This window comes from Pseudomonas sp. PA-1-6B, from assembly GCF_021609545.1.
GTDB lineage: Bacteria > Pseudomonadota > Gammaproteobacteria > Pseudomonadales > Pseudomonadaceae > Aquipseudomonas > Aquipseudomonas fluorescens_BV.
On record NZ_WJZM01000052.1, the window covers coordinates 1 to 13,570 of the forward strand.

The 13,570-nt window shown below is 51.3% G+C and carries 9 protein-coding genes; all 9 read left to right on the forward strand.

Annotation, left to right across the window (positions count from 1 at the left end; translation table 11 throughout):
- The first annotated feature begins 88 nt into the window (after positions 1-88).
- The gene (locus GIV35_RS21115) at positions 89-1,399 is read left to right on the forward strand and encodes an oligosaccharide repeat unit polymerase (RefSeq protein WP_233475325.1); all 1,311 of its coding nucleotides are present in this window, start codon (positions 89-91) and stop codon (positions 1,397-1,399) included.
- A 10-nt stretch (positions 1,400-1,409) separates the two neighbouring features.
- Entirely contained in the window at positions 1,410-3,338 is a 1,929-nt protein-coding gene (gene asnB, locus GIV35_RS21120) for an asparagine synthase (glutamine-hydrolyzing) (RefSeq protein WP_047710368.1), read from the forward strand.
- Between the two features lie 99 nt (positions 3,339-3,437).
- Positions 3,438-5,582, forward strand: coding sequence for a bi-domain-containing oxidoreductase (locus GIV35_RS21125; protein WP_034126699.1), 2,145 nt, complete (start codon positions 3,438-3,440; stop codon positions 5,580-5,582).
- A complete protein-coding gene (locus GIV35_RS21130) occupies positions 5,579-7,408 on the forward strand; it encodes a heparinase II/III family protein (RefSeq protein ID WP_223024196.1) in 1,830 nt (609 codons plus the stop codon). The genes GIV35_RS21125 and GIV35_RS21130 overlap by 4 nt, the downstream gene beginning before the upstream one ends.
- A 2-nt stretch (positions 7,409-7,410) precedes the next feature.
- The gene (locus tag GIV35_RS21135; protein ID WP_034126701.1) at positions 7,411-8,628 is read left to right on the forward strand and encodes a glycosyltransferase family 4 protein; all 1,218 of its coding nucleotides are present in this window, start codon (positions 7,411-7,413) and stop codon (positions 8,626-8,628) included.
- On the forward strand, positions 8,625-9,221 hold the full coding sequence (locus GIV35_RS21140; protein WP_034126702.1) for a sugar transferase: 597 nt from the start codon (positions 8,625-8,627) through the stop codon (positions 9,219-9,221). Before GIV35_RS21135 ends, GIV35_RS21140 begins: the two co-directional genes overlap by 4 nt.
- Positions 9,218-9,844, forward strand: a complete 627-nt coding sequence (locus GIV35_RS21145) for an acetyltransferase (protein WP_034126703.1) — start codon at positions 9,218-9,220, stop codon at positions 9,842-9,844. Before GIV35_RS21140 ends, GIV35_RS21145 begins: the two co-directional genes overlap by 4 nt.
- A gap of 99 nt (positions 9,845-9,943) precedes the next feature.
- Positions 9,944-11,122 (forward strand): DegT/DnrJ/EryC1/StrS family aminotransferase, encoded by a 1,179-nt coding sequence (locus tag GIV35_RS21150; RefSeq protein ID WP_223024194.1) that lies wholly within the window; start codon positions 9,944-9,946, stop codon positions 11,120-11,122.
- A gap of 152 nt (positions 11,123-11,274) precedes the next feature.
- On the forward strand, positions 11,275-13,269 hold the full coding sequence (locus GIV35_RS21155) for a polysaccharide biosynthesis protein (protein ID WP_034126705.1): 1,995 nt from the start codon (positions 11,275-11,277) through the stop codon (positions 13,267-13,269).
- Positions 13,270-13,570 lie beyond the last annotated feature (301 nt).

Consider the following 13,570-nt stretch of genomic DNA (forward strand, 5'->3'; position numbering starts at 1 on the left):
ATGCAACGGGTGTTGTTTTGTCCTCTATGCTGCTTTTGGTTGCGGTGAGACTCCGTCTCGCTGATTTATGACTCTAGAGGATAATGCCTTGGAAGATAAATATTCGGAGCAAGGGCGTTTACGAACGCCTATTGGAAAGAGAGTATTTGATTGTTTTGGTTTTGGTTTTTTCTTTATGGTGATCTGGTTTGCCGGCGTGATCGTTCCGCTGTATCCATTCATTATGGGGTTCGATGGGTTTAGTCTGTATTGGGATTTCAACTATTCGGATAAAAGTAGTTCTATAGATTATGCTGTTTTGTTATATGTTCTGGCTTTGGTTTTTGTTTTAATGGGCTGTTGGTTAGGGCGAAAGACTCACTTGAATTTTCCCGTTAAGGTTCGCTACATAGTGAGCTCCAGAATCTTCTCTCAAAGGTCTACAATATTTACGTTAATGGCACTGCTGGCCTTTGCAGCCATTCTTATAATCCTCGGAGGGGTATGGGGGTTGCTTTATGGCGCGAGCGATAGAATAAGAGCATTTGCAGGGTTGAACGGCCTGTTTCTTCTTCAGAATCTGTTTCTGTCTGTCTCGCTTGCCTGGTTTATACGCCTGACGGGCAGTAAAAAAAGAACGCTGTCCGAACGCTTTTGTTTTTGGTTATATTTTTTTAGTGGTTTGTTTATTTGCGCGCTTCAAGGTCAGAAGTCGACAATTTTCATTATTGTATTGGCGATGATTGTCGTTAGACATTATCGTGTTAAACGTGTCAACCTCATAAAAGGGGCTGTGCTTGGCGGAGTGATGTTTGTCTCTTTAATGGCGTATCATCTTTTTAAGCAAGAATTTCTTGTGGCTGGCAAGTTCTTTTTTATTAACGAAGAGCAAGGCGTTTTTCTATCCTTCATTCACTTTTTGGCGACTCAGTTCACAGGCAACCTAATGCAGTTGCAAACAATGACTGTGCTGGTAGATGCGATGCCTGAAAGGCTTGAATGGCAAAACGGAACAACTCTGTTGATGCTCGTGTTGATTTTGATCCCATCGGGTCTTTTTCCCGATAAGCCGCTCACTGCCGCGGGCGTATTTACAGAAGCCTTTTGGCCAGATAAATGGCTTTTGCAGGGCACGACAATGCCACCGGGTATTTTTGGTGAGCTTTACATGAATTTTGGTACCTTAGGTGTACTGTTTGGCGGTTTTTTCCTTGGGCTTATAGGAGGACGGCTTTATGGCGCGGTTATCTATAACCCTCAAAGTGATCGAGCGCTAGGTCTATATGCATTGGCGGTGGCCTCCCTGCTTCACCTTTTTCGAGGCGAATTGGCTTCGGTCGCTCTTCTCATAGCGTCTATATTAATACCTTTTTTGTTCTTGAGCTCAAAGCGCGACGAGCCTGTTAACAACCCAATTTAGAGAAATTGATATGTGTGGAATTTTGGGCTACATCCATAACGGAACGCGAGAGTCTATTGATTTCTCTTCAGCGCTTTCGTTTATTCGACGTCGCGGGCCAGATGATCAAGGTGTTTGGTCTGATACCGACGTTGGTGTATGGCTGGGTCAGGTGCGCCTTTCCATTCTTGATACGACTTCAGCCGGGCATCAACCGATGGTCTCTGCCGATGGGCGAGTGGTGATGGTGTTTAATGGTGAAATCTATAACTTTCGTGAGTTAAGAGCTCATCTCGAAGCTGCGGGAGATCATTTTTCCAGCCAGTCAGATTCCGAAGTATTGCTCGCGCTCTTCTGTCGCTACGGAATCGAGTGTTTGAATCGGTTAAACGGGATTTTCGCGGTCGTATTCTGGGAACGTGATACTCAAACACTTTGGGTGGCCCGGGATCAGCTCGGCGTCAAACCGCTTTATATCCATTCCAATAATGGTTGCTTTGCATTTTCAAGTGAAATGAAAGGCTTGATCAGAGGGGGCTTCAGTAAAACTGAAATTGACCCGCAAGCCGTGCTGGCGCACCTTGGTTTTCTTTGGTCGCCAGGCGATCGCACGATTGTGCGGGATATCAAAAAAGTTTTACCTGGCCAAGCCTTATGTGTCCGTAATGGGCATATCGAGAAGAGCTGGTTCTACTATGAACTGCCTATTTCAGAGAAACCCCTGAAAAAGACGGTTGCCGATGTCGCTGTCGATGTCGCCGATGCAGTCAGGACTGCCGTCCAGCGTCAGTTGGTGTCTGATGTACCGTTGGGTTCATTCTTGTCAGGCGGGTTGGATTCCAGCGCCATAGTTGCGTTCGCCGCACAGGAAATACGCGATAAAGGGCGGTTGCAGTGCTTCAGTATTCGTGTCGACAATGGATCCACTGCAAACGAAGGCTTCGCGGATGACCTTCCGTACGCACAGCGCGTTGCCAAGCATCTGGACGTCGACCTACATGTTGTAGGCGTCGGTGATGAGATGATGGATCGTCTACCAGAAATGGTTTATCTGCTTGATGAGCCTACGCCGGATCCAGCTGCATTGAATGCGTTGTTCATTTCCGAGCTGGCAAGCCAGAACGGCATTAAGGTTCTGTTGTCCGGTGCTGGGGGGGATGACATTTTTACCGGCTATCGCCGTCATTTCGCTTTGGCGCAAGAGCGTTGGTGGGGAGGGATGCCTCGCCCGCTGCGCTCGGTACTGGCCCGTAGTTCAAGTTTGCTTCCGGCATCCTCTCCGCTGTCTCGCCGTCTCGGGAAGGCTTTTCGATACGCGGACTTGCCGGCAAATGATCGCTTGATCAGTTATTTCCTTTGGCTTGAGCCTGATCAGGCTTATAGTTTGTTAGCCCCGGACTTGCGACGTGAGTTGGCAGCAGATGATCTGTTTGCCCCCATGCGAGAAACACTCTCGCGGCTACCTTCGGATGCTACGCCCCTGGATAAAATGCTTACCCTGGAGTGCAAGCATTTTCTCACCGATCACAATCTCAATTACACCGATAAAATGGGTATGGCGACGGGCGTTGAAGTGCGTGTACCGCTGCTGGATCTTGATTTGGTACGCCTGGCAGGTTCATTGCCTTCGGATATCAAACAAAAAGGTCGGGAGGGGAAATGGATTTTCAAGAAAGCCATGGAACCCTATCTGCCTCACGATGTTATCTACCGACCCAAGACCGGCTTCGGTGTGCCGCTTCGCAACTGGTTGCAAGGACGTTTGAAGCCTTTGGTCGATGAGGTGCTTTCTCCTGCATCCCTGCTTAAGAGGGGGATTTTCGACCCTAAGGCAGTGGCGCATCTGATCGATGCAGATCGTTCTGGTCGAATAGACGCTGCCTATACGTTGTTCGGCATCGTTTGCATGGAACTCTGGTGCAAGCAGTACCTGGACGGCAATTTCGCCCTCGACGGTTGAGTGGGCGCCGACGCCCCGACCATATCCGATGGTAGGATAGACAGCTCTATACAAGTTTCTCAGTGATGAGTGAATTTTTAACTTTATTGGTGTGAATGCATGAAGCAGGTTGTTCAGAACATGGCTAGCGGTGAGACGTCATTGGTTAACGCGCCGGCTCCCGCTGTTCGCAGTGGCGCGCTAAAGATCAATACAACCAATACGCTGATTTCTGCCGGCACGGAACGCATGCTGGTAGGGTTTGGGCGGGCCAACTGGTTGGAAAAAGCTCGCCAGCAACCTGACAAGGTTCGTATGGTTCTGCAAAAGGTTCAGACTGATGGCTTGGCGACAACCGTCGAAGCCGTTCGCTCGAAGCTTGCACAACCGTTGCCCCTTGGATATTGCAATGTAGGTGTCGTGGGTGCCGTCGGGAAGGATGTGACCGGCTTCAAGCCCGGCGACCGTGTTGTTTCCAATGGTCCTCATGCCGATATCGTTGTTGTTCCCAAGAATCTGTGTGCCTTGATTCCGGACTCGGTGAGCGATGAAGCCGCCTCGTTTACGGTGTTGGCCAGTATTGGCTTGCAGGGTATCCGGCTCGCTCAACCGACACTGGGGGAAACCTTCGTAGTCACCGGCGTTGGTCTGATCGGATTGATGACGGTTCAACTGCTGCGGGCTCAAGGCTGTCGAGTACTTGCCATTGACTTCGATGAACAAAAGCTGGCTTTGGCTCGCAGTTATGGTGCCGAAACATGCAATCCCGGCAAGGGAGAGGATGTCGTTTCTGCGGGGATGACGTTCAGCCGCGGAAGAGGAGTGGATGGCGTCATTATCACGGCATCTACCAAGTCTTCCGATCCTGTCACCCAAGCGGCACATATGTGTCGCAAACGGGGACGTATTGTTCTGGTCGGGGTAACCGGGCTTGAGTTGAGTCGAGCTGACTTCTATGAAAAGGAACTGACATTTCAGGTTTCATGTTCTTACGGGCCCGGGCGCTATGATCCAAGTTACGAAGATCAAGGCAACGACTTCCCGATAGGTTTTGTCCGTTGGACTGAACAGCGCAACTTCGAAGCCGTCCTGGATATGCTCGCCAGCGGCCAATTGGAGGTCAACTCGCTGATCTCCCATCGGGTTGCATTCGAAGAAGCAGCGGATGCCTATCAGACGCTTACGACGGATAATTCGGCGCTGGGCATCATTCTTCAATACACCTCCCAAGATACCGAGCGAAACATCAAGGAAGTAGTACTGGCACCCGGTGCGGCGGCCAGTTTCGACCCCGTCAAACCTGTTGTTGGCTTCATTGGCGCAGGAAACTATGCATCAAGAATGCTGATACCGGCATTTAAGGCCGCAGGTGCTCAGTTCCATACGATTGTTACTGCCGGCGGTATCAATGGTGTCATTCACGGTAGCAAGGCAGGATTTGCACAGGCCTCGACTGATATCAATGCGATGCTTGGCGAGCGTACGATCAACACCGTCGCAATTGTCACTCGTCACGACAGCCATGCTCATTTTGTCAGCCAGGCGTTGGAGGCAGGTAAACATGTCTTCGTCGAAAAGCCTTTGGCAATTGAAGCCCAGGATCTGGTAACGGTTGAAGAAGCCTATCGAAATGCCGTTGAAAAAGGGCTCAAGCCACATTTGATGGTTGGGTTCAATCGACGTTTTTCGCCTCAGGTACAAAAGATGAAGGCGTTGCTTGCGGCTGTCAAAGAGCCCAAGTCTTTCATCATGACGATGAATGCCGGAGCGATTCCCTCGAATCACTGGACCCAGGACCCCTCAGTCGGCGGTGGCCGTATTATTGGCGAAGCGTGTCATTTCATTGATCTGATGCGCTTTCTGGCAGGTAGCAAAATTGTTTCGATCCAGGCCCGTAGAATGGGGGATACGCCAGCTGTAGCCATTACTGAAGATAAAGCGGCAATTACCCTCGGGTTTGAGGATGGCTCTTTCGGCACAATCCACTATCTGGCCAATGGCGCTTCAAGCTTTCCAAAGGAGCGGGTTGAAGTCTTCGCTGCTGGACGTGTCCTGCAATTGGATAACTTCCGCAAGTTGAAAGGTTTCGGTTGGCCGGGCTTCAGCAAGCTGAATCTCTGGAAGCAGAACAAGGGGCAAAGCGAGTGTGCTGCGGCTTTCCTGGCCGCGGTGGAAAATGGGACTGTCACGCCGATCACCTCTGATGAAATATTCGAAGTGGCACGCGTGAGCATTGAAGTTGCCCGGATTCTGCGCGAGCAATGAGCCTTCTTCTTGTTAAGGCCAAAACTGCGCTAGCTCTCGGTTTTGGCAATCTGGCGCGTGCATTGGGCTACCGGCTTGGGGTCAAGACGGGCTTGAACCCGGTCCGACGCCTTCGGGCTGAAGTTCCCCAGGGGCCGTTTTTTGCGGAAAGTGCTAGACAGGCCGCCTCGTTACCATGTGCATCCCAATGGGATTCCCAGGTCCGATATTTCGGGGCATGGGAATGCCCGATATCTGACGCACCTCCTGATTGGCATTTGAATCCTCTGAATGGAGTTCGAGTGCCTGATCCTGGACGGGAATGGTGGCGGATTCCTGATTTTGATGCCGCTGTCGGTGATATAAAGAATATCTGGGAAGCGTCGCGCTTTGACTGGACGTTGACCTTTGCCCAGAAGTCCTGTGTTGGCGGCTCTGCGGGAACTGTACAGTTAAACGCTTGGCTGGCGGATTGGTGCGTCAATAATCCTCCCTATTGCGGTCCTAACTGGAAGTGCGGCCAGGAGGCGTCCATTCGAGTCCTGCACTTGGCAATGAGTTCGGTCATTCTCGAACAGTTTGCCAGCCCATTGCCAGGTCTCGTGGACCTGGTTCTGCTGCATCTCCAGCGTATTGAGCCGACGCTGAGCTATGCAATGGCTCAGGATAATAACCACGGGACTTCGGAGGCGGCTGCGCTTTTTGTCGGCGGCAGTTGGTTGACGTTAAGTGGTCGCCCTGAGGGCGAACGCTGGCAGCGTTTGGGGCGCAGATGGCTTGAAAATCGTGCCGCTCGGTTGATTGAGCAAGACGGCAGCTTCAGCCAGTACTCCGTCAATTATCATAGGGTGATGCTCGACACGTTTTCCATGGTTGAAGTCTGGAGAAAAAAACTGGCGCTCCCGGCGTTCTCTGCCACCTTCCAGCTCAGGGCTCGCGCAGCCGCGCATTGGTTATTTTCGTTAGTCGACGAGCACACGGGTGATGCGCCTAACATTGGCGCAAATGATGGCGCCCGACTGCTCCCATTGACGGATACGGACTATCGCGACTTCAGGCCTGCCGTGCAGTTGTCCATGGCGTTGTTTGCCGGAAAGAGAGCCTACGAGGCTGCAGGTGAGTGGGATCTGCCACTGCGCTGGCTGCTGCTGCCGAGTCCATCGGCTGTAGCGGCGCGGCCAGCTAGTCAACTGTTTGATCATGGTGGTTATGCATTGTTACGGCGTGAGCAGACCTACGCCGTATTGCGCTATCCGCGATTCCGATTTCGGCCCAGCCAGGCAGATGCCCTGCATGTGGATCTATGGCGTGCAGGTATTAACTTGCTCCGGGACGCAGGTACTTTCAGCTACAACACCTCAGCGCAGTGGCTGAGTTATTTTCCTGGAACCGCCAGCCACAACACGCTTCAATTTGATGGGCGAGACCAGATGCCCAGACTCAGCCGGTTTCTTTTTGGGGAATGGCTGCGAACGCGAGAGGTCGAAAGCCTGGTTGACCAGGTTGCCGCCAGCTCATGTGGCGCCACGTATGTCGATGGTAGCGGAGTCCGTCACGAGCGGCACGTCAGTCTGACGGATGTCGGCTTGCAGGTCAGAGATGAATTTACCGGGTTCAAGGATCGTGCAGTTCTACGATGGCGCTTGCAGCCGGGGGACTGGCGGCTTGAAGGCGACGTTCTGACCAACGGCTCGCATCGAATATCGGTCATTGGCAGCATGCCTATCGTTCGTCGAGAGCTCGTCCAGGGTTGGGAGTCTCGTTACTACTTACAAAAAACTGAAGTGCCGGTGCTAGAGGTTGAGGTGACTTCGGCGGGCGTTTTGACTACGGAGTATCACTGGTAGACATGAAAGTCCTTTATTTTCATCAGCATTTTTCGACTCCGAAAGGAGCGACCGGTATTCGGTCTTATGAGATGGCTTGTCGTCTGGTTGCCAGGGGGCACCAGGTGACAATGGTCTGTGGCAGCTATGGTGGTGGCCAAACCGGGCTGGAAAGCCCTTTCGTTGGTGGAAAACGCCAAGGTATGGTCGATGGTATCGAGATCATTGAATTTGACTTGGCGTACTCCAACAGCGATGGCCTGTTTGTCCGAGCGCTGAGCTTTTTGAAGTTTGCCGTGCGCAGTATCGGTATTGCGTTAACCGAGCGTTACGACCTGGTTTTTGCGACCACTACGCCGTTGACAGCTGGTATCCCCGGGATATTCGCCCGGTGGTTTCGCAATAAGCCTTTTATATTCGAGGTTCGGGATCTCTGGCCCGAGCTGCCGAAAGCGATGGGCGTCATTCGTAATCCAGTGATCCTTGCTGCCATGTCTTTCCTTGAGTGGGCGAGTTATCGTTCGGCTCACCGCCTCATTGGCTTGTCACCCGGTATTGTGAAAGGTATTGCGCACCGCGGTGTAGCACATGATCGAATCGAAATGATTCCAAACGGTTGTGACCTTGATATTTTCAATACGCATGCTGAGCCATGGTTGCCGGCTGGCGTGGATAAAAATCATCTGGTTGCGGTTTTTGCCGGCACTCACGGGGTGGCCAACAACCTGGATGCGGTACTGGATGCAGCTCGAGAACTGAAACTGCGAAAGCGCGATGATATCCGGCTGGTTTTGATCGGGCAGGGCAAGCTTAAACCCGCGCTTCAAAAACGCGCAGCGCAAGAACACTTGGACAATGTGATATTTCACGACCCGGTGAACAAGGCCCGGTTGTCAGGTTTGATGGCCAGCGCAGATCTGGGCCTGCAAATATTGGCAAACGTACCAGCCTTTTACTACGGTACGTCGCCTAACAAGTTTTTCGACTATATCGCTTCGGGGTTACCTGTTTTAAATAACTATCCTGGCTGGCTTGCTGAGATGATCGCCAAGGAAAACTGCGGTTTTGTCGTACCTCCCGACGATGCTGCGCTGTTCGCAGATGCTTTGATACAGGCGGCAGATGATCGTAACGACCTGCTGGACAAGGGCGCACGCGGTAGAGAGTTGGCGGTCAGAGAGTTTGATCGACGCAAGTTGGCGGATCGATTTGTGGATTGGCTGGAGGGTGTTGCCAGATGATCAAGCGTGGGTTTGATTTATTTGCGTCCTTGCTTGGACTAATTCTGCTTTCCCCGGTCATAGCAGTAATTGCATGGAACATCCGCAAGAAACTGGGATCTCCCGTTCTGTTTCGTCAGGTACGTCCAGGTCGTCATGGCAAACCATTCGAAATGATCAAGTTCCGCACGATGCGAGATGCTCATGATGCGAACGGCGAGCCTTTACCAGACTCACAACGCATGACAGTCTTTGGGAGTTTCCTGCGGTCCAGTAGCCTGGATGAATTGCCCGAGTTGTGGAATGTGGTTAAAGGCGATATGAGTCTTGTGGGCCCTCGTCCGCTGCTTATGGAATATCTGCCTCTCTACAACGCAGAGCAATACCGTCGTCATGAGGTGCGCCCGGGCGTGAGTGGTTGGGCGCAAGTCAACGGGCGCAATGCAATCGAATGGGAAGAAAAGTTCAAGCTGGATACCTGGTACGTTGATAATCAGTCTTTTTGGCTGGATATTAAGGTCATTTTCCTGACAATCAAAAAAGTTCTGGTACGTGACGGTATCAGTGCCGAGGGCGAAGCTACAGCATCGAAGTTTACGGGCTCCAAGTCATGAGCCGCCTTGCGGTATTAGGTGCAAGCGGCCATGGCAAAGTCGTCGCGGATACAGCCGAATGCTGTGGATGGGACATCATTGAGTTCTTCGATGACGCGTGGCCTGGCTTGGTGCGAAATGGTGCCTGGAATGTCGTAGGCAACACCGAGAGGCTGATGGCCGCTGTGCATGAATATGACGGAGTGCTGGTGGCGATCGGCAACAATCGGGTCCGCCAAGCAAAACTGGGCCAACTAAAGGCGGCGGGCGCTAAACTGGTTACGCTGCGCCATCCGGGTTCAACAGTCAGCCGGTATGCCACGGTTGGTGAGGGATCGGTGATTTTTGCTGGAGCGGTTGTGAATGCCGATGCGAGAGTTGGCAGTGGCGCTATTCTCAATACGGGCTGCAGTGTTGACCACGATTGTCTATTGGGGTCGTGTGTGCACATCAGCCCCGGCGCCCGGCTTGCAGGGGGCGTCTGCGTTCAGGATATGAGCTGGATAGGCATAGGCGCCTGCGTCCGACAACTTGTGAGCATCGGTTCAAAGGTCATGGTTGGCGCTGGAGCCGTAGTAGTCAGAGACGTGCCAGACGAGGTTACAGTCGCCGGAGTACCGGCCAGGTTATTGCACGGTTCTTGAAAAGTCGTCGCTGCGTGAACAACGTGTCGAGCGAATTGCAACGGGGCTCATGTTGACGAGTCTTTCATATTTTCGAATGAAAACTGACGGGTACTGGTTGTGTTGAATTCACCATTTTCTCCTTGGCCTTCTTTTACTGAAGAAGAGGCTGATGCTGTACGTGATGTGGTTCTGTCCAATAAGGTTAACTACTGGACCGGTACACAGGGGCGTGAGTTTGAAAAGGAGTTCGCGGCATGGGCGGGAACCGAATTCGCCATCGGGCTGGCCAACGGAACGGTTGCCCTGGACCTTGCCTTGAAGGCCTTGGGCATTGGTGCCGGCGATGAAGTAATTGTCACCTCACGCACTTTTCTTGCTTCTGTTTCAAGCATTGTAAATGCCGGGGCTGTTCCGGTTTTCGCTGACGTGGATCGCGATTCGCAGAACTTCAGCGCGCAGACTATTCGCGCTGTGCTGACTCCTCGCACCCGAGCCCTAATCTGTGTGCATTTGGCCGGCTGGCCTTGTGATATGGATCCGATCATGGCTTTGGCCGAGGAGTTCGATCTTAAAGTGATCGAAGATTGTGCCCAAGCTCATGGCGCTCGTTATAAGGGGCGCCCAGTGGGGTCAATTGGCCACATCGCAGCCTGGTCCTTTTGTCAGGACAAGATCATGACGACAGGCGGAGAGGGCGGAATGGTCACAACCAACGATCGTAAGCTGTGGTCGGATATGTGGTCGTTCAAGGATCATGGCAAAAGCTGGGAGGCAGTCTATGAACGTGACCATCCCCCTGGCTTTCGCTGGTTGCACGAAAGCTTCGGTACGAACTGGAGAATGCTAGAGGTTCAGGCCGTAATCGGTCGGATTCAACTCAAACGCATGACAGATTGGCAAGCCAGTCGGCTTGCGAATGCGGGTCAGATATGGGACTGCGCCAGCCAACTCAAGGGTGTGCGTGTGCCAATCGCGCCTGAGGGTAGTGTTCACGCGGCGTATAAGTGCTACGTGTTTGTCGAGCCTCAGGCACTCAAGGCCGGGTGGGATCGTGATCGTATTCTGGCGGAGATTTCGGCACGAGAAGTTCCGGTATTTTCTGGGTCCTGCTCCGAGGTCTATCTCGAGAAGGCGTTTGACAATACTGGCTGGCGGCCAGCGAGCCGGTTGCCGGTGGCGAGGGAACTCGGCGAAACGAGTATGATGTTTCTTGTGCATCCAACGCTGACGCGGTCTGAAATTGAAAAAACATGTTCGGTCCTAAAAGCGGTCATGCAGCTAGCTACCGAGGAGTAATCGGTTAGTACATGGGTAGTGGCGTGTGTTTTTCCAATGCTTAAGGATTTTCTTAACGTCTTGGTCAACGAGAACCTTTCAAGAGTTTTTTTGCCGTTACCCAACAAGGCGCAGGTGTGATCTTAGGAGTAGCAGAGGTGTTTCAAGGTGTTATGGATAAGTTAAGAGTCTTTTTATTGGGGCTGACGCGACGGCAAAAACGCGCCTTTCAAGTAGTGACCGACGTTTTTCTCGTCTGGTTTGCTCTCTGGATGGCCTTTGTTGTTCGCTTAGGGGTTGATGAGTTGATCAATCCGTTCAAGGAGTACCTTTGGTTGTTCTTGAGCGCCACAATCGTTGCTATTCCTCTGTTTGTGCGTTTTGGCATGTACCGCGCGGTAATGCGCTACTTCGGAAACGACGCATTAATTGCTATTATTAAAGCTGTGAGTTTGTCGGCATTAATTCTCGCTCTGATAGTTTATTGGAACAACAATCAGCAAGCCTTCGTTCCGCGCTCGGTCATCTTCAATTACTGGGGATTGAGCATGATTATGATTGGAGGCCTACGTCTTGCGATGCGTCAATATTTTCTAGGCGATTGGTTTGCTGCTGCACAGCATGTTCCGTTCACTAGCCGAGACGATGGATTACCGAGGGTGGCGATTTATGGGGCTGGCGCAGCGGGTAATCAATTGGTTGCGGCCTTACGGATGGGTAGACTCATGCGTCCTGTCGCGTTTATTGATGATGATAGCAGTATTGCTGACCGGGTCATTTCGGGGCTGCATGTTTATAAACCCAAGCATATCCAACAGATGGTTGATATGACTGGCGCTCAGCAAATACTTCTTGCAATCCCTTCTGCCAATCGTGGGCGCCGCCGAGAAATATTGAGTTTTCTTGAGGGTTTTTCCCTTCACGTACAAAGCGTACCTGGCTTTATGGATCTGGCCAGTGGGCGAGTGAAGGTTGATGATATTCAGGAAGTTGATATAGCCGACTTGCTGGGTCGAGACTCCGTGCCTCCGCAAGATGATTTGTTGGAACATTGTATCAAGGGGAAGTCGGTCCTTATAACCGGGGCCGGCGGTTCAATAGGATCGGAACTTTGTCGACAAATTCTTGCTCTTCAGCCGACAACATTACTGCTTTATGAACATAGTGAGTTCAATCTCTACAGCATTTTGCAAGAGTTGGAGCAGCGGGTTTTACGCGAGTCTTTGACTGTAAGATTATTACCTATCCTAGGGTCTGTCCGTAACCAGGAAAAACTCTTGGATGTCATGAATACTTGGCATGTTGATACGGTATATCATGCAGCAGCCTATAAGCATGTACCTATGGTTGAGCACAATATTGCTGAAGGAGTAATGAATAATCTGATAGGCACATTGAGCACTGCGCAGGCGGCTTTAAGAGCGAAGGTAGCGAATTTTGTTCTTATTTCTACTGATAAGGCTGTGCGTCCAACCAATGTAATGGGGAGTACCAAGCGTCTTGCTGAAATGACGCTGCAGGCATTGAGCAAGGAGATGGCTCCGGTCTTGTTTGGTGATAAAGCCAATGTTTCCTATATTAATAAAACCCGCTTCACAATGGTGCGTTTTGGGAACGTTTTGGGTTCTTCCGGGTCAGTGATTCCGTTGTTTCACAAGCAAATCAAGTCGGGTGGCCCAATAACAGTTACACATCCAAAAATCACTCGTTATTTCATGAGTATTCCCGAAGCCGCCCAATTGGTTATCCAGGCCGGCTCAATGGGACAGGGCGGGGACGTATTTGTTCTGGATATGGGCGAGCCAGTGAAAATCGTTGAGCTGGCAGAAAAAATGGTTCATTTATCGGGTCTGAGTATTCGCTCTGATAAGGCCCCTCAAGGTGATATCTCCATCGAGTTTACTGGGCTGCGACCGGGTGAGAAGCTCTATGAAGAACTTTTAATTGGTGACAATGTTGTAATGACGTCGCACCCGATGATTATGAGTGCTAGTGAGGACTATTTGTCTTGGGATATATTGAAGGCACGTCTGACAGAATTGCTTAATGCTGTTGAGAAGGACGATTACAGCCGCGTACGTCAGCTTCTACGTGAAACGGTCAGTGGTTACTCTCCTGACGGTGAAATCGTCGATTGGATATATCAGCAACGACGACTTGATCCCTGATTTTTTCTCTACAGTTCTTGTTGCCTTTTCAAAAAATAATAATTCAGGCGTTTGTGGCGACTTTACAAGTACAAGTTTTTGTTTGCTTAGAGTCAACTATTCTCCAACCTCTTCGATTTCTTGGGTTTATCGAGGGGTTGGGGGCCTTCATTGATTGTATCCGCTCCACGAACCCCACATTCCAAGCAACTAACTGAAGCCCGATGCTGCGCTCCCGATTTCTTTCTGGGGGCTGCCAGCCATGATGCGCCCCGACAGCAAAGTCGAAAAAGTCTATCTCTACCCCAAGCCCGCGGACTTT

Excerpts from the sequence above, each read along its gene's own strand:
- GIV35_RS21140 (WP_034126702.1), top strand. The coding sequence starts at position 8,625 with ATGATCAAGCGTGGGTTTGATTTATTTGCGTCCTTGCTTGGACTAATT.
- GIV35_RS21155 (WP_034126705.1), top strand. The coding sequence starts at position 11,275 with ATGGATAAGTTAAGAGTCTTTTTATTGGGGCTGACGCGACGGCAAAAA.
- GIV35_RS21135 (WP_034126701.1), top strand. The coding sequence starts at position 7,411 with ATGAAAGTCCTTTATTTTCATCAGCATTTTTCGACTCCGAAAGGAGCG.
- GIV35_RS21130 (WP_223024196.1), top strand. The coding sequence starts at position 5,579 with ATGAGCCTTCTTCTTGTTAAGGCCAAAACTGCGCTAGCTCTCGGTTTT.
- GIV35_RS21125 (WP_034126699.1), top strand. The coding sequence starts at position 3,438 with ATGAAGCAGGTTGTTCAGAACATGGCTAGCGGTGAGACGTCATTGGTT.
- GIV35_RS21145 (WP_034126703.1), top strand. The coding sequence starts at position 9,218 with ATGAGCCGCCTTGCGGTATTAGGTGCAAGCGGCCATGGCAAAGTCGTC.
- asnB (WP_047710368.1), top strand. The coding sequence starts at position 1,410 with ATGTGTGGAATTTTGGGCTACATCCATAACGGAACGCGAGAGTCTATT.